The sequence below is a fragment of the Mycobacterium haemophilum DSM 44634 genome, from assembly GCF_000340435.2.
GTDB lineage: Bacteria > Actinomycetota > Actinomycetes > Mycobacteriales > Mycobacteriaceae > Mycobacterium > Mycobacterium haemophilum.
On sequence record NZ_CP011883.2, the window covers coordinates 1,813,987 to 1,839,577 of the forward strand.

General features: G+C 64.9%; 21 protein-coding genes and 4 pseudogenes. 18 read left to right on the forward strand and 7 right to left on the reverse strand.

Annotated elements, in window-relative coordinates; translation table 11 throughout:
• Window positions 1–102 precede the first annotated feature (102 nt).
• From carA to B586_RS08755, 7 genes and pseudogenes are all read left to right on the forward strand, one after another.
• Complete coding sequence (gene carA, locus B586_RS08720; protein WP_054880174.1) at window positions 103–1,230, forward strand: glutamine-hydrolyzing carbamoyl-phosphate synthase small subunit; 1,128 nt, start codon at window positions 103–105, stop codon at window positions 1,228–1,230.
• 100 nt (window positions 1,231–1,330) lie between these two features.
• Entirely contained in the window at window positions 1,331–4,702 is a 3,372-nt protein-coding gene (gene carB, locus B586_RS08725) for a carbamoyl-phosphate synthase large subunit (protein ID WP_054880173.1), read from the forward strand.
• Window positions 4,703–4,754: 52 nt separating this feature from the next.
• A complete protein-coding gene (gene pyrF / locus B586_RS08730; protein ID WP_054880172.1) occupies window positions 4,755–5,603 on the forward strand; it encodes an orotidine-5'-phosphate decarboxylase in 849 nt (282 codons plus the stop codon).
• A 187-nt stretch (window positions 5,604–5,790) separates the two neighbouring features.
• Window positions 5,791–6,099 (forward strand): PE family protein, encoded by a 309-nt coding sequence (locus B586_RS08735; RefSeq protein ID WP_047316303.1) that lies wholly within the window; start codon window positions 5,791–5,793, stop codon window positions 6,097–6,099.
• Window positions 6,096–7,722, forward strand: a pseudogene (locus B586_RS08740) (PPE domain-containing protein). The gene B586_RS08735 and the pseudogene B586_RS08740 overlap by 4 nt, the downstream one beginning before the upstream one ends.
• A gap of 302 nt (window positions 7,723–8,024) precedes the next feature.
• Entirely contained in the window at window positions 8,025–8,267 is a 243-nt protein-coding gene (locus B586_RS08750; RefSeq protein ID WP_054880169.1) for a hypothetical protein, read from the forward strand.
• Window positions 8,264–9,184 carry a PPE family protein gene (locus B586_RS08755; RefSeq protein ID WP_054880168.1) on the forward strand — a complete coding sequence of 307 codons (921 nt, stop codon included), beginning with the start codon at window positions 8,264–8,266 and terminating at the stop codon, window positions 9,182–9,184. Before B586_RS08750 ends, B586_RS08755 begins: the two co-directional genes overlap by 4 nt.
• Before the next feature lie 223 nt (window positions 9,185–9,407).
• On the opposite strand, the pseudogene B586_RS20030 reads toward B586_RS08755, so the two are convergent.
• Window positions 9,408–9,597, reverse strand: a pseudogene (locus tag B586_RS20030) (transposase); the annotation flags it as partial.
• Between the two features lie 120 nt (window positions 9,598–9,717).
• Between B586_RS20030 and B586_RS08760 the strand changes: the two are divergent.
• The 3 genes and pseudogenes from B586_RS08760 to B586_RS22745 all read left to right on the forward strand — a co-directional run.
• Window positions 9,718–10,026: a PE family protein gene (locus tag B586_RS08760; RefSeq protein WP_054880167.1), complete on the forward strand. Its 309-nt coding sequence runs from the start codon at window positions 9,718–9,720 to the stop codon at window positions 10,024–10,026.
• A complete protein-coding gene (locus B586_RS08765) occupies window positions 10,023–10,961 on the forward strand; it encodes a PPE family protein (RefSeq protein WP_054880166.1) in 939 nt (312 codons plus the stop codon). The genes B586_RS08760 and B586_RS08765 overlap by 4 nt, the downstream gene beginning before the upstream one ends.
• Before the next feature lie 566 nt (window positions 10,962–11,527).
• A pseudogene (locus tag B586_RS22745) lies at window positions 11,528–11,933 on the forward strand (transposase); the annotation flags it as partial.
• 59 nt (window positions 11,934–11,992) lie between these two features.
• Here B586_RS22745 and B586_RS20875 read toward each other — a convergent pair.
• On the reverse strand, window positions 11,993–12,145 hold the full coding sequence (locus tag B586_RS20875; RefSeq protein WP_156406740.1) for a hypothetical protein: 153 nt from the start codon (window positions 12,143–12,145) through the stop codon (window positions 11,993–11,995).
• Window positions 12,146–13,966: 1,821 nt separating this feature from the next.
• Here B586_RS20875 and mihF point away from each other — a divergent pair.
• The 5 genes from mihF (at window position 13,967) to metK (ending at window position 18,101) form a co-directional block, all read left to right on the forward strand.
• Window positions 13,967–14,284, forward strand: coding sequence for an integration host factor, actinobacterial type (mihF, locus tag B586_RS08775; RefSeq protein ID WP_047316283.1), 318 nt, complete (start codon window positions 13,967–13,969; stop codon window positions 14,282–14,284).
• Window positions 14,285–14,450: 166 nt separating this feature from the next.
• Window positions 14,451–15,077: a guanylate kinase gene (gene gmk, locus B586_RS08780; protein WP_082129614.1), complete on the forward strand. Its 627-nt coding sequence runs from the start codon at window positions 14,451–14,453 to the stop codon at window positions 15,075–15,077.
• An 80-nt stretch (window positions 15,078–15,157) separates the two neighbouring features.
• Window positions 15,158–15,490: a DNA-directed RNA polymerase subunit omega gene (rpoZ, locus tag B586_RS08785; RefSeq protein ID WP_047316281.1), complete on the forward strand. Its 333-nt coding sequence runs from the start codon at window positions 15,158–15,160 to the stop codon at window positions 15,488–15,490.
• A gap of 19 nt (window positions 15,491–15,509) precedes the next feature.
• Complete coding sequence (gene coaBC / locus B586_RS08790; protein ID WP_047316280.1) at window positions 15,510–16,769, forward strand: bifunctional phosphopantothenoylcysteine decarboxylase/phosphopantothenate--cysteine ligase CoaBC; 1,260 nt, start codon at window positions 15,510–15,512, stop codon at window positions 16,767–16,769.
• Between the two features lie 120 nt (window positions 16,770–16,889).
• The gene (gene metK / locus B586_RS08795) at window positions 16,890–18,101 is read left to right on the forward strand and encodes a methionine adenosyltransferase (RefSeq protein ID WP_047316279.1); all 1,212 of its coding nucleotides are present in this window, start codon (window positions 16,890–16,892) and stop codon (window positions 18,099–18,101) included.
• On the opposite strand, the gene B586_RS08800 is transcribed toward metK, so the two are convergent.
• From B586_RS08800 to B586_RS08810, 3 genes are all read right to left on the reverse strand, one after another.
• Window positions 18,098–18,661 (reverse strand): pyridoxamine 5'-phosphate oxidase family protein, encoded by a 564-nt coding sequence (locus B586_RS08800; RefSeq protein ID WP_054880165.1) that lies wholly within the window; start codon window positions 18,659–18,661, stop codon window positions 18,098–18,100. The genes metK and B586_RS08800 overlap by 4 nt on opposite strands.
• Window positions 18,662–18,707: 46 nt before the next feature.
• Window positions 18,708–19,691, reverse strand: a complete 984-nt coding sequence (locus B586_RS08805; RefSeq protein WP_047316277.1) for an alpha/beta hydrolase — start codon at window positions 19,689–19,691, stop codon at window positions 18,708–18,710.
• An 81-nt stretch (window positions 19,692–19,772) separates the two neighbouring features.
• Complete coding sequence (locus tag B586_RS08810; RefSeq protein ID WP_054880164.1) at window positions 19,773–20,765, reverse strand: alpha/beta hydrolase; 993 nt, start codon at window positions 20,763–20,765, stop codon at window positions 19,773–19,775.
• On the opposite strand from B586_RS08810, the gene B586_RS08815 reads away from it, so the two are divergent.
• Together B586_RS08815 and B586_RS08820 are read left to right on the forward strand one after the other, a co-directional pair.
• The gene (locus B586_RS08815) at window positions 20,764–21,486 is read left to right on the forward strand and encodes a lysoplasmalogenase (protein WP_054880999.1); all 723 of its coding nucleotides are present in this window, start codon (window positions 20,764–20,766) and stop codon (window positions 21,484–21,486) included. The genes B586_RS08810 and B586_RS08815 overlap by 2 nt on opposite strands.
• Window positions 21,487–21,714: 228 nt before the next feature.
• On the forward strand, window positions 21,715–23,682 hold the full coding sequence (locus B586_RS08820; RefSeq protein WP_054880998.1) for a primosomal protein N': 1,968 nt from the start codon (window positions 21,715–21,717) through the stop codon (window positions 23,680–23,682).
• A 144-nt stretch (window positions 23,683–23,826) separates the two neighbouring features.
• Here B586_RS08820 and B586_RS20880 read toward each other — a convergent pair.
• Window positions 23,827–23,916 (reverse strand): annotated as a pseudogene (locus B586_RS20880) (SAM-dependent methyltransferase); the annotation flags it as partial.
• Window positions 23,917–24,090: 174 nt separating this feature from the next.
• Here B586_RS20880 and B586_RS08825 point away from each other — a divergent pair.
• Window positions 24,091–24,576 carry a MarR family winged helix-turn-helix transcriptional regulator gene (locus B586_RS08825; RefSeq protein ID WP_168162524.1) on the forward strand — a complete coding sequence of 162 codons (486 nt, stop codon included), beginning with the start codon at window positions 24,091–24,093 and terminating at the stop codon, window positions 24,574–24,576.
• Window positions 24,577–24,680: 104 nt separating this feature from the next.
• On the opposite strand, the gene B586_RS08830 is transcribed toward B586_RS08825, so the two are convergent.
• Complete coding sequence (locus tag B586_RS08830; protein ID WP_276012166.1) at window positions 24,681–25,448, reverse strand: class I SAM-dependent methyltransferase; 768 nt, start codon at window positions 25,446–25,448, stop codon at window positions 24,681–24,683.
• Between the last annotated feature and the right edge of the window lie 143 nt (window positions 25,449–25,591).

Below are 25,591 nucleotides of genomic sequence, written 5' to 3' on the forward strand. Positions count from 1 at the left end.
ACAGCGATGTGGGGGCACCTCCCGCTTGCGGGGGAGAGGAGCGGCGCTCGTGAACCGCGCCGACGACGATGCAGAGCGAAGCGATGAGGAGGAGCGGCGCTCGTGAATAGAGCTCTACTGGTGCTTGAGGACGGCCGCGTCTTCACCGGCAGGCCGTTTGGCGCGATCGGTCAAACGCTGGGTGAAGCCGTGTTCAGTACCGGCATGTCCGGCTACCAAGAGACGCTGACCGATCCCAGTTATCACCGTCAGATCGTGGTGGCCACCGCCCCGCAGATCGGCAATACCGGCTGGAACGACCAAGACGGCGAGAGTCGGGACGACAAAATCTGGGTCGCCGGTTACGCGGTGCGCGACCCGTCGCCGTGCGCCTCAAACTGGCGCGCCACCGGCACGCTGGAAGACGAGCTGGTCCGCCAGAACATCGTTGGGATCGCCGGCATCGACACCAGGGCGGTAGTGCGTCATCTGCGCAGCCACGGCTCGATGAAAGCGGGCGTGTTCTCTGGCGCGGCAGCGACCGATCCGCTAAATAGCGAGGCGCTGGTGGAGCGGGTGCGGACCCAGCAGTCGATGCTAGGTTCCGATCTCGCCGGTGAAGTCAGCACACCGGATGCATATATTGTTGAACCCGAAGGGCCGCACCGGTTTACGGTGGCTGCGCTCGACCTCGGGATCAAGACCAACACGCCGCGCAACTTCGCCCGGCGCGGGATCCGAAGCCATGTGTTGCCGGCGTCGGCGACGTTCGACCACATTGCCGAAATCAAACCGCATGGCCTGTTTTTGTCCAATGGACCCGGCGACCCGGCTACCGCCGACCACGTCGTCGCGCTCACTAGGGAGGTGCTGGGCGCCGGAATCCCGTTGTTCGGCATCTGTTTCGGCAACCAGATCCTGGGCCGGGCGCTGGGCCTGTTGACCTACAAGATGGTGTTCGGCCACCGCGGTATCAATATCCCGGTCATCGACCACGCCACTGGACGGGTCGCGGTGACCGCGCAAAACCACGGCTTCGCGCTGGAGGGGGAGGCAGGTCAGTCCTTCGACACACCGTTTGGCCCAGCGGTGGTCAGTCACACCTGTGCCAACGACGGTGTGGTGGAAGGTGTCAAACTTGCTGACGGGCGCGCGTTTTCGGTGCAGTATCACCCGGAGGCCGCCGCTGGCCCGCACGATGCGGAGTACCTGTTCGACAGCTTTGTCGAACTCATGGCGGCTCAGCGATGACCGCGAGCTGGGGGCACCTCCCGCGTGCGGGGGAGCGTGTCTGTACAACGACACGCCGCAATCGGTGTACAACTGCGCACGTTCGCGCTAAGGAGGATTGATGCCGCGGCGGACTGATCTCAACCACGTGTTGGTGATCGGCTCGGGGCCGATCGTCATCGGGCAAGCCTGCGAGTTCGACTACTCCGGTACCCAAGCGTGCCGGGTGCTGCGTACCGAGGGGCTGCAAGTCAGTCTGGTTAACTCCAACCCGGCCACCATCATGACCGACCCGGAGTACGCCGACTTCACCTACGTCGAGCCGATTACCCCTGCCTTCATCGAGCGGGTTATCGCCCAGCAGGCCGAGTGCGGCAACAAGATCGACGCCCTATTGGCCACCCTGGGCGGGCAGACCGCGCTCAACACCGCGGTCGCGTTGTATGAGAACGGGGTGCTGGAGCGCTACGGCGTCGAGTTGATCGGCGCCGATTTCGACGCGATCCAGCGCGGCGAGGACCGGCAGCGGTTCAAAGACATCGTCGCCAAGGTCGGCGGTGAATCCGCCCGCAGCCGGGTCTGTTTCACCATGGATGAGGTCCGTGAGACGGTCGAAGAAGTGGGCTTGCCGGTTGTGGTGCGGCCAAGCTTCACGATGGGCGGGCTGGGTTCGGGCATGGCGTACTCCTCCGAGGAGGTCGAGCGGATGGCCGGCGCCGGGCTGGCCGCCAGCCCCAGCGCCAATGTGCTGATCGAGGAATCGATTTACGGCTGGAAGGAATTCGAGCTCGAGCTGATGCGCGACAGCCACGACAACGTGGTGGTGGTGTGCTCGATCGAGAACGTCGACCCGATGGGTGTGCACACCGGCGACTCGGTCACCGTCGCACCGGCCATGACGCTGACCGACCGGGAATACCAGCGGATGCGCGACCTGGGCATCGCGATTCTGCGTGAGGTCGGTGTGGACACTGGCGGCTGCAACATCCAGTTCGCGGTCGATCCGCGCAACGGCCGGTTGATCGTCATCGAGATGAATCCACGGGTGTCGCGATCCAGCGCGTTGGCGTCCAAGGCCACTGGTTTCCCGATCGCCAAGATCGCGGCGAAACTGGCCATCGGCTACACCCTCGATGAGATCGTCAACGACATCACCAAGGAAACACCGGCCTGCTTCGAACCCACCCTGGACTACGTCGTGGTTAAGGCGCCGCGGTTCGCGTTCGAGAAGTTCCCCGGCGCCGATCCCACCTTGACCACCACGATGAAATCCGTCGGCGAGGCAATGTCGTTGGGCCGCAACTTTGTCGAGGCGCTCGGCAAGGTGATGCGGTCTCTGGAGACCAGCCGTGCCGGCTTCTGGACGGCCCCGGACCCAGACGGTGGTGTCGAGCAGGTGCTTATCCGGCTGCAGACCCCGACCGAGGGCCGGCTCTATGACGTCGAACTGGCGTTGCGGCTGGACGCTTCGATTGAAAAGGTGGCACAGGTCTCTGGCATCGACCCGTGGTTCGTCGCGCAGATCGACGAGCTGGTGAGACTGCGCAGCGAGCTGGTCGCTGCCCCGGTGTTGGACGCCGAGCTGCTGCGGCGCGCTAAGCACAATGGGCTCTCGGACCGCCAGATCGCCGCGCTGCGACCGGAATTGGCCGGGGAAGATGGCGTGCGGTCGCTGCGTAAACGGCTGGGCATTCATCCGGTATACAAGACGGTGGACACCTGCGCCGCGGAGTTCGAGGCTAAGACCCCCTACCACTACAGTAGCTACGAACTAGACCCTGCCGCCGAAACGGAGGTGGCCCCGCAAGCCGAGAAGCCCAAGGTGCTGATCCTAGGGTCCGGCCCCAACCGCATCGGTCAGGGCATCGAATTCGACTACAGCTGTGTGCATGCGGCAACCACGTTGAGCCAGGCCGGTTTTGAGACCGTAATGGTCAACTGCAACCCGGAGACCGTGTCCACCGACTATGACACCGCAGACCGGCTGTACTTCGAGCCGTTGACGTTCGAAGACGTCCTTGAGGTGTTTCACGCCGAAGAGCAATCCGCGGAAGGCGGCGCCGGCGTCGCCGGCGTCATTGTGCAACTCGGCGGCCAGACCCCGCTCGGGCTTGCGCAACGGCTCGCCGATGCCGGGGTGCCTATCGTGGGCACCCCGCCGGAGGCCATCGACCTCGCCGAGGATCGCGGCGCGTTCGGCGACGTGCTGAGCGCCGCGGGCCTGCCGGCGCCAAAGTACGGCACGGCAACGACTTTCGCGCAAGCACGCCGCATCGCCGCTGAGATCGGCTATCCGGTGTTAGTGAGGCCCTCGTATGTGTTGGGCGGTCGCGGCATGGAGATCGTCTACGACGAGGAGACACTAAAGGGCTACATCACGCGTGCCACCGCGCTGTCACCCGAGCATCCGGTGCTGGTGGACCGCTTTCTCGAGGATGCAGTCGAGATCGACGTCGACGCACTGTGCGACGGCACCGAAGTTTACATCGGCGGAGTCATGGAGCACATCGAGGAAGCCGGTATCCACTCCGGTGATTCGGCCTGTGCGCTGCCGCCAGTAACGCTGGGCCGCAGCGACCTCGAGAAGGTGCGTCAGGCGACCGAAGCCATCGCACGCGGGATCGGCGTGGTGGGGCTGCTCAATGTGCAGTATGCCCTCAAGGACGACGTGCTTTACGTCCTGGAAGCCAACCCACGCGCCAGCCGCACGGTGCCATTTGTTTCCAAAGCCACCGCAATCCCGCTCGCCAAGGCCTGCGCCCGGATCATGTTGGGCGCCAGTATTTCCCAGCTTCGTTCCGAAGGGATGCTGGCGGCTTCCGGGGACGGCGGTAACGCGGCGCCGCACGCCCCGATCGCGGTCAAGGAAGCCGTGTTGCCGTTTCACCGGTTCCGGCGCGCCGACGGAGCCGCTATCGACTCCTTGCTCGGTCCGGAGATGAAATCGACCGGCGAGGTCATGGGGATCGACCACGACTTCGGCAGCGCATTCGCCAAGAGCCAGACCGCTGCGTATGGCTCGCTGCCGACCCAAGGCACGGTGTTCGTGTCGGTGGCCAATCGGGACAAGCGGTCATTGGTGTTCCCCGTCAAGCGGCTGGCTGACCTTGGATTTCATGTTATAGCCACCGAGGGAACCGCGGAGATGTTGCGCCGCAACGGAATTCCCTGCGACGAGGTTCGCAAGCATTTCGAGCCGCCGCAAGTGGGCCGCCCCGCGTTGTCCGCGGTCGACGCGATCCGGGCCGGTGACGTCGACATGGTGATCAACACGCCCTACGGCAACTCCGGCCCGCGTATCGACGGCTACGAGATCCGCTCGGCCGCAGTCTCGGTCAACATTCCGTGCGTCACGACGGTGCAGGGCGCTTCCGCCGCGGTGCAGGGCATCGAAGCGGGGATCCGCGGCGACATCGGAGTGCGGTCGCTGCAAGAGCTGCACAGTGCCATTGGTGCGGGCAGCGCGGCTGATAAGGCCGGTAAGGAGGCCTAATGACCCGCGCTGGCGACGATGCAGAGCGAAGCGATGAGGAGGAGCGGCGCTAATGACCGGTTTCGGCGCCCGGTTGGTCGAGGCGACGTCACGCCGCGGGCAGCTGTGTCTGGGCATAGACCCACATCCCGAGTTGCTGCGCGCATGGGACCTGCCGGCCACCGCGGATGGGCTGGCCGCGTTCTGCGACATCTGTGTGGAGGCGTTTTCCGGTTTCGCCATCGTCAAACCGCAGGTGGCGTTTTTCGAAGCCTACGGTGCCGCCGGGTTCACGGTGCTAGAGCGCACCATCGCCGCGTTGCGGTCTGTCGGCGTGCTGGTGTTGGCCGACGCCAAGCGAGGGGATATCGGGTCGACGATGGCGGCTTACGCCGCTGCCTGGGCGGGCGATTCGCCGCTGGCCGCCGACGCGGTGACGGCCTCGCCGTATCTCGGGTTCGGCTCGTTGCGGCCGCTACTGGAAACCGCCGCGGCGCACGACCGGGGCGTGTTCGTGCTGGCATCAACCTCCAACCCCGAGGGTGCCACCGTGCAGCGCGCCACGTTTGACGGTCGCGCAGTGGCTCAGCTGATCGTCGACCAGGCCGCCCTGGTCAACGGGGACGTGAACCGGTCCGCCGATCTGTCCGAGCCGGGATACTCGGGAAACGTTGGCGTAGTCGTAGGGGCAACGGTTTTCGAGGCACCCGATGTTAGCGCGCTGGGCGGACCGGTGCTGGTGCCCGGGGTGGGGGCGCAGGGCGGGCGCCCCGAGGCGCTCGGCGGCCTAGGCGGGGCGGCGCCGGGGCAGCTGTTGCCCGCGGTGTCACGTGCGGTGCTGCGCGCTGGCCCCGGGGTCTCGGAGTTGCGAGCGGCGGGCGAACGGATGCGCGACGCCGTCGCCTATCTCGGTGCTGTTTAGGAAGTGCCGCAGCCCTCCGACGCGGGTCTCGGGGTCAGCGGTAGTGTGACTACACTCACCGCCTTTAGTCCTGCGCCACGCTGTACTCTTACCTCTCGTTAGCAACGATATTCATGTTCAATAGTGGCTGCGGAGTACCTGTTGAATCCCCGTTGCATCCCTAACAGATGGAGCCTCTGTCATGACCTTGCCCCTGCGAGTCGTTCCTGAAGGGCTGGAAGCCGCCAGTGCCGCGATCGAGGCATTGACCGTCCACCTGGCTGCCGTGCATGCCGAGGCGGCCCCGTTTATCGCGGCGGTGGTCCCGCCTGGGTCGGATCCGGTGTCGGTGCAGAACGCGGTTGGGTTTAGCGTTCACGGTATTCAGCATGCGGCGGTGGCTGCTCAGGGGGTTGAGGAGCTCGGCCGTTCCGGGGTCGGGGTGGCTGAATCAGGCGCTAGTTATGCGATAGGGGACACGCTGGCGGCAGCGTCGTACCTCGGCGGTGGCCTATGACGAGCACGGAGTGGATGGCCTTCCCTCCCGAGATGCAATCGGCGATGCTGAACTTCGGCGCAGGTGTCGGGCCCATGTTGAACTCTGCCTCGCACAACTCACAGCTCGCCATCCAATACGCAGAGGCGGCATCACAGGTCGAGGCGTTGTTGGGGGAGGTTCGGTCCGGGGGATGGCAGGGGCAAGCCGCTGAGGCGTTTGTGGCCGCGTATCTGCCGTTTCTGGCATGGCTGATAAAAGCCGCCGCCGACTCCATGGAAGTGGCCGATCAACAAGAGGTTGTGGCCGCGGCCTACGAGGCCGCAGTAGACGCCATGCCGACCGAGGTCGAGTTGGCCGCCAACCAGGTCATGCGTGGTGTGTTGAAGGCGACCAATTTCTTTGGCGTCAACACCATCCCCATTGCGATCAACGAGGCAGATTATGTGCGGATGTGGGTCCAGGCCGCTACCACGATGGCGGCCTATGAAGCAACTTCCAGGGTGGCGTTGGCCTCGACGCCACAGACCAGCCCCCCGCCGCTGATCCTGAAATCCAATGGGCTAATCCATGGTGGCGAGGAGGACTCCCACGAGGACGGTCACAACCATGGCGGTCACGATCACGACGGTCACTGTCATGGTGGTCACGCCAGCGCGATAGATAACGCCTTTGCGGAAATCCTGAATCGCGTCAGCGCAGGCCGCATAGTTTGGGACCCCCTCCACGGCACCCTCAACGGACTGGACTACGACGATTATGTCTTTTCTGGCAACCCGATGTGGTGGCTCGCTCGAGGCCTCGAGTTTTTTCAGGTTGGTGAACAGTTTTGGGAACTGTTGTTCACCGATCCGACGGCGGCTTTTCGGTTCCTCCTTTACATCCTTGTGTTTGATTTGCCGACGCACATCGCCCAGCTTGCGCCCTGGCTGGCCGAGACCCCGCAGTTGCTGGCGGTTACTCTCGGTGGCACCAGCGCCGGCCTCGGAGCGCTAGCCGGCTTGGCGGGGCTACCCGGCTCGAGTGCCATTCCGCCTGCGGTGGTACCGGCGCTAGCACCCGTCGCCGCGGTGCCCGCAATGGTGGCGGTCGCCGGGGCCCCGGCAGTCGCCGCGCCAGGTGCGCCGCCCGCCTCAGCCCCGCCCGGCGTCAGCGGCCAGCGCCACCGCGGCCGCCCCGGCGCCGCCGGCTACTGGTTTCGGAGGTTTCCCGCCCTACCTCGTCGGCGGCGGCGGTCCAGGCATTGGGTTTGGCTCCGGACAGTCGGCCTACGCCAAGGCCTCGGCGTCGGCCTCCGATTCCGCTGCGGCCGAGGCGGCTGCCCAGGCCTCGGCACGTGAGCAGGCGCGGGCTCGTCGGCTGCGCCGCTCGGCGGCGAAGGAACATGGCCATCGCGACGAGTTCGTGACGATGGACACGGGTTTCGACGCGGCAGCTCCGCCCCTTGAGGATCAGCTGGGTGCCCGGACGTCCGATCGTGGCGCGGGACCCTTCGGGTTTGCTGGAACGGTACGCAAGGAGGCCGTCGTTGAGGTGGCCGGGTTGACCACGTTGGCCGGTGATGACTTCGGCAGCGGCCCAACGATGCCGATGGTCCCGGGCACCTGGGCCCCCGACCAGGGGGCGATCGACGAGGCACGGTGACCCGACAGTCGATGACGTCGAAGTCAGTGACCCGAAGCCGAGTTCATAAATCGGAGTTTGCCGTCGAGGCGGCGTTGATCTGCAGTGCGATCGGTCACGCCGGGTAATCCGCACTGTCGGCACAGGTGGTGGTCTCAGCGACCCCCGGTGCGAGGGTCTCGAGCCCAGCGGTGAGGGTGAGTATGGCCTCCTTCACGGTCTCCTGTACTGCGCTACGCTGTACCCGATCTCATTAGCAATGAGATTCATGTTCAATAGCGGCTGGGTGCTTGGTTGAACCCCTAACGCACGGAGCGTTTGTCATGACGTTGCGAGTCGTTCCCGAATGCCTAGTATGCGCCAGTGTTGCTATCGAAGCATCGGCCGCCCAGCTTGCCGCCGTGCATGCCGAGGCGGCCCTGGGTGCCCAACGCGCGTGGACGGGCTCACAGTGGCTGATAGTTGAGGAGCTGGGCCGTTCGGGGGTCGGGGCGGCCGAATCGGGTGCCAATTACACGCTTGGGGACGCGCTGGCGACAGCGTCGTATCTCGGCGGTGGCCAATGACAGAGCCGCTGTGGCTGGCCTGGCCGCCTGAGGAGCTCTCGACGGAGCTGAACGGCGGCGTTGGGATCGGGCCACTGTTGGCTTCCGCCTTGCACCATTCAGGGCTCAGCGTCGAATACCGCAAGGCGGCGTTACAAATCTCAATAGTGCTAGAGGTGGTGGCGCACCACGGGTGGGACGGAGAAACCGCCGAGGCGTTTGTGGGCGCGTACATGACGCTTTTGCAGTGGCTGATCCGAGCCGCCGCGGACAGCGAGGAAGTGGCCGCCCAACAAGAGCTCGCGGCCACGGCCTACACCGTCGCGGTAGCGTCCATGCCGACCCAGCTTGAGCTGGCCGCTAACCGTGCCATGTGGGCGGTGTTGATGGCGACCAATTTCTTTGGTATCAACACCATTCCCATCGCGGCCAACGAGGCAGAGTATGCGGCGATGTGGATCCGGGCCGCCGCCACGATGGCGGCCTATGAAGCAACTTCCAGGGTGGTGTTGTCCTCGATGCCGGAGCTCGACCCCCCGCCGCCGATCCTGAAATCCGACGCGTCTACCTGGTTGGCCAACTCGCCGCAGGTGGCGACGGTGGCCCTCGGTGGTGTTGTCGCCAACCTCGGGGCGGCCACCGGCCTGGCGGGGCTATCCGGCCTGGCTGACGGTGAGTCGTCTGCGATTCCCGACGTAGTGCCGGCGCTAGTGCCCGTGGCGGCTGCGCCGGTTGCGTTGACGGCTGCCTGGGGTGCTCGGACGTCCGATTTTGGCGCGGAATCGTTGGGGTTTGCTGGCACGGTACGCAACGAGGCGGTCGTTGAGGTGGCTGGGTTGACCACGCTGGCTGGTGATGATTTCGGCGGCGGTCCAACGATGCCGATGGTGCCGAGCACCTGGGTCCCCGATCGGGCGGGGCTCGGCGAGGCAACGTGACGCGACAGTAAATGGTGTCGAGGCCAACGACCCTGAAAGCTGAGTCGTCCAGTCGCTGATGACCACGCGGGCCTGGGCCAGTGCCACGGCTCGCCGGGCGGGATGAAGTGCAGATCGACGTGATCATGCGCCCAGTTGGCTATTGCCGCACAATCCAATTCGGTCTGTTGTCGCAACGCAGCACCGCCGGATAGGCGCCCCGTTCGGTGGCGAGTCGGCCCAGTTCGGCGATCTCCTTGAGCGCGACCTTCTCCGACTCGGCATCGGCCAACAACCGTTTTAAGGGTAGCGTTTTCACGTTCGAGACCCTTGAGCCGTTTAGCGTCCTCAGCCTTGAGCCCGCCGAACTGGTCACACCAGCGGTGATACGTCGCTTCGAAAACACCCAGCTCGCGGCACACCGCCACGGTCTCCATGCTGCGCTACTTCCCGTGTTGCGCTACGCTGTACCCAAAGTCCTTTATTAGCAATAAGATTCATGTCCAATAGTGACTTGGGCGCTTGGTTGACCCCTAGCGCACGGAGTCTGTGTCATGACGTTGCGAGTCGTTCCTGAAGGGCTGGAAGCCGCCAGTGCCGCGATCGAGGCATTGACCGTCCACCTGGCTGCCGTGCATGCCGAGGCGGCCCCGTTTATCGCGGCGGTGGTCCCGCCTGGGTCGGATCCGGTGTCGGTGCAGAACGCGGTTGGGTTTAGCGTTCACGGTATTCAGCATGCGGCGGTGGCTGCTCAGGGGGTTGAGGAGCTCGGCCGTTCCGGGGTCGGGGTGGCTGAATCAGGCGCTAGTTATGCGATAGGGGACACGCTGGCGGCAGCGTCGTACCTCGGCGGTGGCCTATGACGAGCACGGAGTGGATGGCCTTCCCTCCCGAGATGCAATCGGCGATGCTGAACTTCGGCGCAGGTGTCGGGCCCATGTTGAACTCTGCCTCGCACAACTCACAGCTCGCCATCCAATACGCAGAGGCGGCATCACAGGTCGAGGCGTTGTTGGGGGAGGTTCGGTCCGGGGGATGGCAGGGGCAAGCCGCTGAGGCGTTTGTGGCCGCGTATCTGCCGTTTCTGGCATGGCTGATAAAAGCCGCCGCCGACTCCATGGAAGTGGCCGATCAACAAGAGGTTGTGGCCGCGGCCTACGAGGCCGCAGTAGACGCCATGCCGACCGAGGTCGAGTTGGCCGCCAACCAGGTCATGCGTGGTGTGTTGAAGGCGACCAATTTCTTTGGCGTCAACACCATCCCCATTGCGATCAACGAGGCAGATTATGTGCGGATGTGGGTCCAGGCCGCTACCACGATGGCGGCCTATGAAGCAACTTCCAGGGTGGTGTTGGCCTCGACGCCACAGACCAGCTCCCCGCCGCTGATCCTGAAATCCGACGCGCCTACCAGGATGGCCAACTCCCCGCAGGTGAAGACGGCTGCCCTCGGTGGTGTTGTCGCCAACCTCGGGGCGGTTACCGGCTTGGCGGGGCTATCCGGGTTGGCGGGGCTATCTGGCCTGGATGCCGGTCAGTCGTCTGCGATTCCCGATGTAGCGCCAGCGCTGGCGCCTGTGGCGGCCGCGCCGGTTGCGTTGACGGCTACCTGGGGTGCTCGGACGTCCGATTTTGGCGCGGGACCGTTGGGGTTTGCTGGCACGGTACGCAACGAGGCGGTCGTTGAGGTGGCTGGGTTGACCACGCTGGCTGGTGATGATTTCGGTGGCGGTCCAAGGGTACCGATGGTGCCGAGCATCTGGGCTCCCGATCGGGCGGGGCTCGGCAAGGCACGGTGACACGACAGTGAACGATGTCGAGTGGGCGACCCAAAGCTGAGTTCATAAGTTGGAGTTTGCCGCCAAGGCGGCGTAGATCTGCAGCGCGATCGGTCAAGCCGGGTAATCCGCACTGTCGGCACAAGCGCTTTTGTCGGAGATGCCGCGATAGCGTTTCAGGCCGCCGCCATACCCGGGTTTGTGGTGGCGGTCTCCGTGGTGAGCCGGGTCGACCTGAGCATCCGGTACGGTGCTCGGTGATGATCGCTGTGGTGTGCTGAACAAGCTGGACGGTGGGTAAAAATCCCGGAGCTCGCTAAAGGTGCGCATAGCGTTTTTGGGCAGACATGGATGTTGGATCGCCGTGAGTTCAGAGCTCCGCGATGTCGTCTTATGTGATGCTGCGCCTGAGGTTTTCGGGCAGCTATCGCGGCGGCGGTGCCGTCTATGTGGTGCTTATCCGCGCTGCCCGCGCCGGGTCGGGGGCCCGTTGCGGCAGCTCCAATGTGTCTGCGGCGGTGAGGGTTGCGTCCACCAGAGTGGCGTATAAGTCGGGCCGTGAGTTGAGGACCGGCGATGAGGGTCATCGTGAGAAGGTCGCTTCATCGATGCGCGCGATTTATAGCGCACCGATCGTTGAGGACGCCGAGCTCGCGCTCAAGGATTTTGATGCTTCCTACGGTCAGCAGTATCCGGGCGCGATTGACGTATGGCGTAACTCCTGGCCCGAATTCGTGTGGTTCCTGGACTATCCCGTGGAACTGCCCAAATTGTCCACACCACCAACGCGATTGAATCGATCAACTTTCGGCTGCGTAAGATCGCTAAGGACCGTGGCCATTTCCGGGTAAGGGCACGGCGATGAAACTGATATAGCTTGGATTGCGCAATATTTCGAATAAGAGAGGAGGATTCGGTACGAGAACCCGCGACTGGGTTGTGGCGCTCAACACGTTCACCAGACTGCTCCCGGGACGACTTCCCTTGTACTAGAGTCTAATTTGTAGTCAAGTCACTTCGGACTTACATAGAAATTCATGACCGGCTCATTGCTACCTGGCGGTCGGCAGCCGCCGGCTGACAGGCAACGCCATATCGCCGGCCGCCGGCGGCGGTTCCCACGATGGCAGCGAAGCCAACGCTTCATACACGACGTTGTCGTAGGACGTCATCGCGGTGACGTCTGTGGCGCAGAACTTCTTCATATTGCTCGTCGAGTTGTTGTATCCGGTGCGCAGCCGCCGAATCGACCGCCGCCGTCTTAGCCGCCTGAGCCCACTCCCGGCGGTTCTCTTCGATCTGGGTCACGGGCACCATCGCGTCATACGCATGGCATAGGCACGCGAGATGCGCTCGGTCGCATCGCCGGCGTCTATATGCGTGGCAAAGATCTCCCACTGCCTGCCGGCGAGGTCTAGCGACTCCGTACCCAACGCCGTCACGTAGGTTTTGGAGTTAATCTCCGGTTTTAGCTTGCAGTATTCGAGGCGTAATGCGCGTAATGCATTGCTCTGTCCTTCGTTTCTTCCCCCTTCTCCTCCAATAACACTGGGATGTTCAACGATCGACTGCTTGCGCTGTCGGCATCGGCGACGCTGATGATGCAAAGATTGCCGCTGTGTACAGTTGTACACGAGTATAATAGGTCGAAGGGTGACACACCCGAGCTGCCGCGGTCCATAATGCGAAATACGCTACGGTCACCCGCCGGGGTTTTGGGACTTCACCTGGGTCCGCGATCGCGGTGAGATGGCAAGGGGAACGTGCAGCTCAGGACCAAAATTTCTGCCAACAAGACGGCGAGGGCGGCATCGCCGGTGTTGGCGGCGCAGGCGGCCTCGGTTTCAATGATGGTCGACCCAGCGGGGCGGGCGTCGACAGCCGAGTTCGGTTAACACCGACCAAATTGCTCCCTGTGAGCGAGTGGGGCAGCTGGAGCTGGCGGTGCGATCATCCAATGCCCTTGCGGGAAAGCGCAATACCCATTTGGCAGCGGCCCCACGCCCGCGCACGCCGACGGTCCCAATTGCCCTTCCGGCGGATGGCAATGAATGCCCCAAAGTGAGGACTCCTAGCGTATTTTCGGGATTATCCACTTTGCTGAACCGCGAGGGTGAGGAAGTTGATGCCTTCGGTGGGCAGGCGCAGCGATTTCGCCCGGTCGCGGCAACCGAAAGCTTCCGCGTCGAATCCGAACGTTGACACGCCTCGCCAGTAATCTAAATTTGGCCTGGCTCAACGTATTCCGGGATGAGCTAAGAATCAATGCTATGACTGCAAGTGAGCTCACCGGGTCGCCCAACGTGCACAATCGGCGCGCTGAGTTCAACCGGATTTCATCGGTTAGCCACAGGTCGACATATGCAACACTGCAGTAGGTGGCCCTGCGGCATTGCTGTTCTCACGCCCGCCGCACCCATGCCGTTGGCAGCTGCGCCGGAGCAACCGAATCAGCCTCGCCCCCAACCTCGGGGCGCATCAGCGCCCGGCGGTACTTGAGATCCTTCAGCGTTTGCCCGCCAAGCGGCAGCCAGGCAGTTGCGCGCACGGAAACCGCTATGCAGGCTGCTGGATTTGTTCAGTGCCGCAAATCCCGAAACGAAGACGTCGAGCGGCCGCGCCGACAAGCCGGGCGACACGCGCGACACGTCACACGAAAATGCGTGATCCGTCGCACGTGGCGCAGGCCGACGGTCCTCGCCATCCACAGGCGGCACCGCGCCGTCCGGCGTGGCGCTGGCTCACAACAGAAAACCGCTGGTAGGCGGCATGATCAGGGGTGCGGGAACGAACATCTTGACCCCGACACACCGACGTTTTCGGTCGCTCTCAACGATGCTCGGCGGACCGCTAAAGCGGTGTCAGGCGACCGGACCGAGCTGGGCTCATGCTGGACAAATGTTAGCGAAACCAGGGGGTCGGGTTAGATTTCGTCAGGAGGCGTGAGTACGGTCGTCTCCGCTGGCTGGAGTACCCCGGCTGAGACAAACAACGATCGATTGCCATTGATGAGAGACGGAGGAATCGTGGCCCTTCCCCAGTTGACCGACGAGCAGCGCGCGGCCGCGTTGGAGAAGGCTGCTGCCGCACGTCGAGCACGAGCAGAGCTCAAGGATCGGCTCAAGCGCGGCGGCACCAACCTCACGCAGGTGCTGAAGGATGCTGAGAGTGATGAAGTCTTGGGCAAGATGAAGGTGTCTGCGCTACTGGAGGCATTGCCGAAGGTGGGCAAGGTCAAAGCGCAGGAGATCATGACCGAGCTGGAAATCGCGCCGACCCGCCGGCTACGCGGCCTCGGCGAGCGTCAGCGCAAGGCACTGCTGGAAAAGTTCGGCTCTGCCTAGCCCGGCCGACGATGCAGGCCGGAAGGCCTGAGGAGAAGGCGGGCAATCCGGCTCAGCCCGGCCGACGATGCAGGCCGGAAGGCCTGAGGAGAAGGCGGGCAATCCAGCCGCGCCGGCCGACGATGCAGGCCGGAAGGCCTGTGGGGGCGCCGACGCAGGAGCGCCAGTGAGCGCGCGCGGGGGACCGGACGCTGAGCACGGGGCATGTAGCGAGCGAACGGATAAGGGACGTGTGGTCGTGCTGTCCGGTCCCTCGGCGGTCGGCAAGTCAACGGTGGTCAGGTGTTTGCGCGAGCGGATCCCGGACCTGCATTTCAGTGTGTCGGCCACGACGCGAGAGCCGAGGCCGGGTGAGGTTGACGGTGTCGACTACCACTTCGTCAGCCCCGCCCGATTCCAGCAGCTGATCGACCAGGGCGCATTGCTGGAATGGGCCGAGATCCACGGGGGGCTGCACCGCTCGGGCACACTGGCCGAGCCGGTGCGGGCCGCCGCTGCGGCCGGTCTTCCGGTGCTTATCGAGGTCGACCTGGCTGGTGCCAGGGCGGTCAAGAAGGCGATGCCTGAGGCCATCGCCGTGTTTCTAGCACCGCCTAGCTGGGAGGATCTGGAAGCCAGGCTGGCTGGCCGCGGCACCGAAACACCCGAGGTCATTCGGCGTCGGCTCGAGACCGCGCGTATCGAATTGGCGGCACAAGACGACTTCGACGAGGTCGTGGTCAACCGTCGATTGGAGTCTGCGTGCGCCGAATTGGTATCCTTGCTGGTGGGAACCGCGTCGGGCTCGGCATGAGCCACCCACCCAACCGGACCTAGCACCGAATTTCTTAACCGCATTCAGCACCGCTCTATCCCGCCAGGAGATTGTCTTACGTGAGTATTTCGCAGTCCGGCGCGTCTCTGGGCGCCGTCACCGCCGTGGATCAGTTCGATCCAGCGTCAGGTGGGCAAGGCGCCTACGACACCCCGCTGGGCATCACCAACCCGCCCATTGACGAGTTGCTGGATCGTGTTTCGAGCAAATACGCCCTGGTGATCTACGCGGCCAAGCGGGCGCGCCAGATCAACGACTACTACAACCAGCTCGGCGAGGGCATCCTCGAATACGTGGGCCCGCTGGTGGAGCCTGGGCTGCAGGAGAAGCCGTTGTCCATCGCGATGCGCGAGATCCACGCCGATCTGCTCGAACACACCGAGGGCGAGTAACAGGGCAGGGCCGGAGGTGATGGACCGCAAGCGGGTCGTTGTCGGCGTCTCCGGGGGCATCGCCGCGTATAAGGCGTGCACGGTGGTTCGTCAGCTCGCTGAGGCCGGTCACGAGGTGCGGGTCATCCCGACCGAGTCGGCGTTGCGCTTCGTCGGGGCTGCCACCTTCGAGGCGCTCTCCGGCCAACCGGTGCACACCGGCGTATTCGACGACGTTCCGGCGGTGCCGCACGTGCACCTCGGCAAGCAGGCCGACCTGGTGGTGGTGGCGCCGGCCACCGCCGACCTGTTGGCCCGCGCAGTTCACGGCCGCGCCGACGATCTGTTGACCGCGACCCTGCTCACCGCGCGGTGTCCGATCCTGTTCGCGCCGGCGATGCACACCGAGATGTGGTTGCATCCGGCCACCGTCGACAACGTGGCCACGCTGCGTCGCCGCGGCGCGGTTGTGCTGGAACCCGCGTCCGGGCGCCTCACCGGTGCCGATAGCGGGGCGGGACGCCTGCCCGAGGCGGAAGAGATCACCACCCTTGCCCAGTTGCTGCTGGAGCGGCACGACGCTTTGCCCTATGACCTCGCGGGCCGCAAACTGCTGGTGACCGCCGGTGGCACCCGCGAGCCGATCGATCCGGTGCGCTTCATTGGGAACCGCAGCTCCGGTAAGCAGGGCTATGCCGTCGCACGGGTCGCCGCTCAGCGCGGCGCCGAAGTCACGTTGATCGCCGGGCACACCGCGGGGTTGATCGACCCTGCTGGGGTCGACGTGGTGCATGTCAGCTCGGCGCAGCAGCTCGGGGACGCCGTTTCCAAGCACGCTCCCGACGCGGATGTGTTGGTGATGGCGGCGGCCGTGGCTGACTTCCGGCCCGCCCAAGTCGCCACCGCCAAGATCAAAAAAGGCCCCGATGACCAGGACGAGCCGCTGATCGAGCTGGTGCGCAACGAGGACGTGTTGGCCGGCGCGGTGCGGGCCCGTGCGCACGGGCAGCTGCCCAACATGCGGGCCATTGTGGGATTCGCCGCCGAGACCGGCGACGCCAACGGCGACGTGCTGTTTCATGCTCGAGCTAAGCTGCGGCGCAAGGGCTGTGACCTTTTGGTCGTGAACGCTGTGGGCGACGGCAGGGCCTTTGAGGTGGACAATAACGACGGCTGGCTGCTGGCGTCCGACGGTACCGAGTTGGCGCTACAGCACGGCTCCAAGACGCTGATGGCCAGTCGTATCGTTGATGGGATCGTCACCTTCCTGCACGGCCTTCCCGATCTGCGAGACGGGTGACGGCTCGGGTTCTGTAGGGCTCCTGGACAAATGCTGGACGATCCCTTGTTCGGGTGGACGTACTGAGACTGATGCCAGAGGATATAATTCGGCTAGCTAATTATTGAAAGGAAGCAGATAGTGAGTGAGAAGGGTCGGCTGTTCACCAGTGAGTCGGTGACCGAGGGACATCCCGACAAGATCTGTGACGCGATCAGCGACTCGATCCTGGACGCACTTTTGGCGGAGGATCCCCGCTCACGTGTCGCGGTCGAGACGTTGGTCACCACCGGGCAGGTGCACGTGGTGGGTGAAGTGACGACGTCGGCCAAGACGGCGTTCGCTGATATCAGTAATACGGTCCGCGAGCGCATCCTCGAGATCGGCTACGACTCGTCGGACAAGGGCTTCGATGGGGCGTCGTGCGGGGTCAACATCGGCATCGGCGCTCAGTCGCCTGACATTGCCCAAGGCGTCGACACCGCCCATGAGGCACGCGTCGAGGGCGCGGCGGATCCGCTGGATGCCCAGGGCGCCGGCGACCAGGGCCTGATGTTCGGCTACGCGATCAACGACACCCCGGAACTGATGCCGCTACCCATCGCGCTGGCCCACCGGCTGTCCCGACGGCTGACCGAGGTACGCAAGAACGGCGTGCTGCCCTACCTGCGTCCCGACGGCAAGACTCAGGTCACCATCGCCTACGAGGACAATGTCCCAGTCCGCTTGGACACGGTGGTCATCTCCACGCAGCATGCCGCCGATATCGACCTGGACGCCACGCTGTCTCCCGATATCCGGGAGAAGGTGCTCAACACCGTTCTCGACGACCTGTCCCATGACACGTTGGATGCATCGTCGGTGCGTGTGCTGGTGAACCCAACCGGCAAGTTCGTGCTCGGTGGGCCGATGGGCGATGCGGGGCTGACCGGTCGCAAGATCATCGTCGACACCTACGGTGGCTGGGCGCGCCACGGCGGCGGCGCCTTCTCCGGCAAGGATCCGTCCAAGGTGGACCGGTCGGCGGCCTACGCCATGCGCTGGGTGGCTAAGAACATCGTCGCTGCCGGGCTGGCGCAGCGGGTCGAGGTGCAGGTGGCCTACGCCATCGGCAAAGCCGCCCCGGTCGGCTTGTTCGTCGAGACCTTTGGCACCGAGACGGTCGACCCGGTCAAGATCGAGAAAGCCATCGGCGAGGTGTTCGATCTGCGCCCCGGCGCGATCATCCGCGACCTGCACCTGCTGCGCCCGATCTACGCGCAGACCGCCGCCTATGGGCATTTCGGCCGCACCGACGTCGAACTGCCGTGGGAGCAGCTCAACAAGGTTGACGACCTCAAGCGCGCTATCTAGCCGGGTAGCGGATGGTCGGGCTCGAGCGCGGGCAGGCCATCGATGCTGTGTCGATTGCGATCGATGATGTGAGCGAACTTCTCGTCGGTGGCAGTGCGGTGTGCCGCATCTAGCACTGGCCGTTCATCGATGAGTTCGTAATATGGCACCGCGTATCCGCAGGCGTCGGCGATGCGTTCCACATCAATGATGATGGCGCACCGCACGCCCGGATGCAGAGGACCGAAATGTGTTCGCAGATTGTCGAATTCGACGTCGTCTGGTCGCACGACGCGGCCGGTGCCGAATAGCCGCAAGATCCGCGAGTTGCGGGTGAACGAGCAGAACATGATGGTGATCCGGCCATTGTCACGTAAGTGGGCGATGGTTTCAGCACCGCTTCCGAACAGATCGAGATAGCCGACGGTGTGGTCGTCTAGCACCGCGAACGTGTCACGGTATCCTTTGGGGGAGAGGTTGACTCGGCCTCCTTGGGAGGGCGCAGTCGCTACGAAAAACATGGCCTGTTTGCCGATGAACTCTCGTAGCGACGGGTCAAGGCGCGAAAACTCCTTCCCCACGGAGAATCTCCTTCCAGCACATCATCAGCGAACCAGTGACGTCAGCCTACTGGGGCGAGGAGTGCAGCGCCTTCCGCAGCGCTGCCAGCCCCCGGTTCATCGCCTTGGCGGCGGCGGGCACTACCAGTGCGAAGCTGATGTAGCCGTGCACCATGGTCGGCTCGTGGCGCAACTCTGCTGGCACCCCGGCCGAGTTGAGGAGGTCGGCGTACCGAGCTCCGTCGTCTCGCACTGGGTCATGTTCGGCGACGCCGATGAAGGCAGGAGGCAGACCGGATAGGTCAGCGGCATTGGCTGGGGCGAGGGTGGCAGGCAGCGTCGTGTGGTCGCTGATGTCGAGGCCGGGAATGTACCAGGTCAGAAACGCTTCAATGACGTTGCGGTCCAGGATTGGTGCATCGGCATTCTGGGTGAAAGACGGCAGCGACAGGTCGGCGGTGGTCGACGGGTACCACAACAATTGGAAAACCACGTTCGGTCCGCCACTATCACGATTGTCGCGGGCCAGCTGTGTCATGACCGCTGCGATGTTGCCGCCCGCGGAATCCCCAGCGACGGCGATCCGGCGTGGGTCACCGCCTAGCTCGGCGCTATGCTCGGCTACCCACCGCAATGCCGCCCAGCTGTCCTCAATTCCGGCCGGGAACGGATGCTCCGGGGCCAGTCGGTAGCCGACGGACACCACAATTGCGTCCGCGCCGACGGCGTGCGCGCGGGCGATCGCGTCGTGGGTATCCAGGCTCCCGATAGACCAGCCGCCGCCGTGGTAGAAAACGACGATGGGCCAGCCGTCATTGGTGCTAGTGGGCGGCCAGTAGATCCGAACCGGGATGTCGGTCCGTTCGCCATATCCGACGGTCCGATCCTCGATCCGCAGGTCGGGAAGCATCTCCGGGGGTGCCTTGAGCTGCTCGAGTTTTCCGCGTGCGACCTCGATGCCGTCGGCGACGCTGAAGGTCAGCGGGAATACGTCGAGCAGCGCCTTGAGCGTCGGATCGATATCTGGCCGGGCGGTCGTGGGCTCCGTCATCGGCCTACCCTACGCACCGCCGGCGCTAGTTTCTTTGGTGGCGACCCGCTGCGCCCGGCTGCGCCGCGCTTGCGATCGCCACTAGTGCAACGCTGCCCGCAACGCGGCTAGCCCACGATCTAGCGCGGCGGTGGCCGCGGGCACCACACCGGCGTAGCCGAGGTAGCCGTGCACCATCGTCTCGGCGTTGTGCACCTCGACGGGAACTCCGGCGGCTGCCAGCAATTCGCCGTACCGTATCCCGTCGTCGCGCAGCGGGTCGTAACCGGCGACGCCGATGTAGGCAGCTGGCAGATCGGCGAGGTTCTCGGCCCGCCCCGGCGCCATGTCAGCTGGCGGGTTGGACAAGTCGATTTCGCCTGCGTACCAACGGGAGAACGCGGCGATCGCCTCGACGTCGAGAATCGGCGCGGTGGCGTTCTCCTGGAACGACGGCAGTGACTGGTCCCACAGCGTGGAGGGATACCACAACAGCTGGAACGCCAGCGGAGGCCCGCCACGATAGGCGCCACGATAGGCATTGTCGCGGGCGCATTGCGCGATCACCGCGGCGATGGTTCCACCCGCTGAGTCCCCGGCGACGGCCATCCGGGCTGTGTCGCCACCGATCTCGGGGCCGTGTTCGGCGACCCATAATGTTGCAGCCCAGGCGTCTTCGATGGCAGCCGGGTAGGGGTGCTCGGGTGCCAACCGGTACTCGACGGACACCACGATCGCGTCGGCGCCCACGGCGTGCAAGCGGGAGGACCCGTCGTGGGTGTCGAGGTCGCCCATGACGAAGCCGCCGCCGTGGAAATACAGCACGACGGGTGGTCGGTAGCTTCCTGTGCTGCGACCGGGATTGGTTGGTGGCCAATAAATCCGGATGCCGACCGGGCCTGCTGGACCGGGAATGGCCCGGTCCTCGACGCGCAGTTCGGGGTGCACCATGCGGCGCGGCAGGTCACGCAACCGCTGTCGGACCGCCTCGATCCCATCGCCGGCGGATAGCCGGAACGGAACCGCATCCAGTACCTTCAGCAGGATGGGGTCGATACCAGGTTTCTCGTCGGCTGTGCTGTCCAAGCTGGGCATGGAGGTACCGTACGCACCCCGGCTGGTGGCCGGCGGTTGGGTGGTGGCCAGCTGGGCGGGTCTCGCCTACGGCGTGTATTTGACAGTGATCGCGTTACGCTCCCCGCCCGGGACCGCGCTGACCGGGCACTGGATTCTGCAGCCGCCGTTCAAGGCATTGATGGCGGTGCTGTTGGCGGTCGCTGCGGGGGCACACCCGATCGTCCGCGAGCGGCTGTGGCTGATTGCCGCGCTGCTGTTGTCAGCAGCCGGCGACTGGTTGTTGGCGATCCCGTGGTGGACGGAGTCCTTCGTTTTGGGCCTGGCGGCATTCCTGTTGGCGCACCTGTGCTTCCTGGCCGCATTAGTGCCGCTGCTGGCGCCGTCCCGGACTCGCGTAGCCGGCGTGATCTTGGTGTGCCTGGCCTCGGTGGTGCTGCTGATCTGGTTCTGGCCTCACCTGGGCGCTGACAAACTGACGATTCCGGTGACGGTCTACATCGTCGTGCTGTGCGCCATGGTCTGCGCTGCGCTACTGGCGCAGCTGCCGACGATCTGGACCGCGGTGGGGGCGGTGTGTTTCGCGGTGTCGGACGCGATGATCGCCATCGGCCGGTTCATCCTGGGCAACGAGGCGCTGGCGGTGCCTATCTGGTGGTCGTATGCCGCGGCCGAGGTTCTGATCACAGCCGGGTTCTTCTTCGGTCGAGAGCGGCCGAAGAACGCGTCTGCGTCCGCCTAAGGCTAGGGGGCAGTGGTCGCGGCTACCGGGTGCAAGGCCGCCTGGCGAAACGTTGGCTGCAGCATCGCGGGTTTGCGAACTGGCGTGAAATATGTTGGATAGCAACATATTTCAGCGTATAACTGGATGCCGTGCCAACCGTTGCGGCCGGTCAGTTGGCTCGACGTGACCCGGGCCAGTGGTGCCCGCACGCCCGTCGAGGTGGAGCCCATCGCGAGGGTGCTGCCGATGCTGTCGGTGCCGCATCTGGATCGAGAGTTCGATTACCTGGTATCCGCCGAGCAGTCCGACGACGCCCAACCGGGGGTGCGGGTGCGGGTGCGGTTCCACGGTCGGCTGGTCGACGGGTTTGTGCTGGAGCGCCGCAACGACACAGATCACCCCGGCAAACTGGGCTGGCTGGATCGCGTCGTGTCCGCTGAACCGGTACTCACCGCAGAAGTGCGCCGGCTGGTCGACGCGGTGGCAGCCCGCTATGCCGGGACCAGACCGGACGTGTTGCGGCTGGCGGTGCCGGCTCGGCATGCCAGAGTGGAGCGGGAAACCACGGCGGCCCCCGCGTCGCCGCTCCCGTTGATTCCAGCGCCGGTCGACCTGTCCGGCTGGGAGGTTTACGGCTGTGGCGGACAGTTCCTGGCCGCGCTGGCCGAGTCACGCGCCGCCCGCGCCGTCTGGCAAGCACTACCCGGCGAGCAGTGGGCAGACCGATTCGCCGAGGCCGCCACACAAACCATCCGCGCCGGACGTGCCGCGTTGGCGATCGTGCCTGATCAGCGGGATCTGGATGCGCTGTGGCGGGCTGTGACGGCTCGTGTCGACGAACGCAGCGTGGTGGCTCTCTCGGCGGGCCTGGGGCCGGCCGCGCGGTATCGGCGTTGGCTGGCGGCGCTGCGCGGCAGTGCGCGGCTGGTGATCGGCACCCGCAGCGCGGTGTTCGCGCCGGTCAGCGACCTTGGTTTGGTCATGGTCTGGTCTGACGCCGACGACACGTTGGCCGAGCCACGGGCACCCTATCCGCATGCCCGGGAGGTGGCGATGCTGCGCGCGCATCAGGCCCGCTGTGCAGCATTGATCGGCGGCTACACCCGGACGGCAGAAGCCCACGCATTGGTGCGCAGCGGATGGGCCCACGATGTGGTTGCGGCGCGCTCGGTGGTTCGTGCCCACGCTCCGCGGGTAGTGGCTCTCGACGACAGCGGATATGCCGAGGAACGCGACCCGGCCGCCCGTACCGCGCGACTTCCGTCGATTGCGCTGCGCGCGGCCCGCTCGGCGCTTGCGAATGGAGCACCGGTGCTCGTGCAGGTGCCGCGGCGTGGGTATGTGCCGTCGCTGGCCTGCGGGCGCTGCCGGACGGTCGCCCGTTGTCGACATTGCACGGGTCCGCTCTCGCTGCTAGACCGCACCACCCCCGGTACCGTGTGCCGCTGGTGTGGCCGGGTCGACCCGACGCTGCGTTGCGCACGCTGCGGGTCGGAGGCGGTGCGTGCGGTGGTAGTTGGGGCTCGTCGCACGGCCGAAGAGCTCGGCCGGGCGTTCGCCGGTACGCCGGTCATCACCTCGGCTGGTGACACCATTGTGCCGGAAGTCGGCGCCCGACCGGCCCTGGTGGTCGCCACTCCGGGGGCTGAACCGCGCGCGTCAGGTGGGTACGGGGCAGCGCTGCTGCTGGACACCTGGGCACTGCTGGGCCGGCAAGATCTGCGCGCGGCCGAGGACGCACTGTGGCGTTGGATGACCGCGGCCGCATTAGTGCGTGCGCGCGGCGAGGGGGGCGTGGTGACGGTAGTCGCCGAAGCCTCCATTCCGACAGTGCAGTCGCTGATCCGGTGGGATCCGGTCGGTCACGCAGAGGCTGAACTGGCGGCTCGAACCGAAGTCGGCCTGCCGCCTAACGTGCACATCGCGGCCGTCGACGGTACCGCCGGCGCAATCAACGCGCTGCTGCAGGAGGCCGGGTTGTCCGACCACGAAACTATCCAAGCCGACCTGCTCGGCCCGGTGGACCTGCCGCCGGGCGTGCGCCGCCCAGCCGGCACCCCCGCCGGCGCACCGGTCAGCAGGATGTTGGTACGGGTGCCTCGCGAGCAGGGCCTGCAACTGGCAGCGAGTCTGCGACGTGGCATCGGCGTGCTCAGCGTCCGGCAAACCCACCAGCCGGTCCGGGTGCAGATTGACCCGCTGCACATTGGATAACCGCACAGCTTGCGGGCGACGAAAAATCAAGTATTCCACTCCATTACGCCGTCCTCTTGCCGGCTGAGCTCGGCGAGTTCCGCATCGAGCGCGGCTACGCGGTTGATGACGCGGGGCGAATGGGTACCGGCCATAGCAGCGGGGTCCCGAGCCGGCGGCTACGTCAAGGACAAGATCGCCGGAACGAATACCGGTGGTAGCGCACAGGGTTGGGCCAAGTACCGCCAGAACCTCGCCGTTGCGGGCAGGAATTTTCGACCGGTACCTTCGATCGCGGTCTGTGGCAATAGTGTGTGAGTGCAATAGTCTATAATTGCCACACTATAGGGCTGTTACACTTTCTATGCTTTAGCCTGGGTAGTACGACAACGACGTTGGCGGCCCGAGAAGGGCTCTGGACATGGGGGCATGATGGCAACGGAAAATGCGGCGGCAGTTGACGAGTCGTTGGATGGCATCACCGATGCCTTGCTGACGGCGTCCCGGTTGCTGGTCGCTGTCTCGGCTCACTCGATCGGCGAGGTCGACGAGACGATCACCATTCCGCAGTTCCGAACGCTGGTGATCTTGTCCAATCGGGGGCCGGTCAACCTGGCCACCTTGGCTGGTTTGTTGGGTGTGCAACCGTCGGCCACTGGCCGGATGGTCGATCGGCTGGTCGCCGCCGGGCTGATCGATCGCCTGCCGCACCCGACCTCGCGGCGGGAACTGCTCGCCGCGTTGACCAAGCGTGGACGGGAGATCGTCGGGCGGGTCACCTCGCAGCGGCGTGCCGAAATCGCGCGAATCGTCGAAAAAATGCCACCTCCCGAACGTCACGGGCTGGTACGGGCTTTGACGGCATTCAGCGCCGCTGGCGGTGAGCCAGACGCGCACCTCGATATAGACATGTAGGCGTGGCCACGGCTCGCTGCAAAGGGCCGATGGTCAAGTCTTTGTGGCAGCGCCCCGAGCTCGGCGTTGGGGGCCGGAGGGTGCCGAGCTCAGGGCGGCCGGTCTCAGTGCTTTTGAGCGGTGAGCAGCAGGTATTCCCAATCCATCGCGCCGTTCGTCAGGTATTCCTGTGCGAGCTCGGTGAGTTGGGCGTCGAGTTCGGCGGCTAGCACTGCATTGTCGCCGATGTTTGCGTAGGCCTCGATCGTTGGACCGTAATGGCTCTTGAAGTAGTCATGGACGCCCTGGGCGGTGGCGAACCGCTTCACCTCGAGCTGTCTGCGCTCCGTTTTGACGTTGCTGACGCCATCGCCCAGCAGCCCGCGGATGTAGGCCTCGCGTCCCCATAGCGCCGCCGGGGGTAAGGCCGCCGAGAGGCTTGGCCGGTATGGCCTGATGGTGGCTAACATTCGGCCGAAGAAGCCCTCTTGCGTCCAGCTCATCACACCGATCGTCCCGCCGGGCCGGCAAACTCGAACCAGCTCGCTGGCAGCGCGTCGATGGTCTGGCGCAAACATCACGCCGATGGCCGACATCACGACATCGAACTCCCCGTCGCCAAACGGCAGGGCTTGTGCATTGGCTTCCCGGTATTCGAGCGTCAACCCGAGCTCTGCAGCCCTGGCCTGGGAGCGCTGCAACAGCTCCGGCGTCAGGTCGGTGGAGACAATGGTGGCGCCGGTCTTGGCGGCAGGAAGCGAGATGTTGCCGGAGCCGGCGGCGACGTCGAGTACTCGAACGCCAGGTCGAATGCCCGTGGCGGCGACCAGGATTGGCCCCAATGGGGCCATCACCTCCTCGGCCATCAGAGCGTAGTCGCCCAGTGCCCACATCGCTCGATGCGTAGCCGCAAGTGACTGGTCCTCATGGATGGGTATGTCGAGGTTCACTCTGATCTCCTCCCAGGTGGCGATAATGCCCGCTAGAAATAGTATGCACTTGCAATAGTAAATGTCTATAACATCTGTGGGTGATT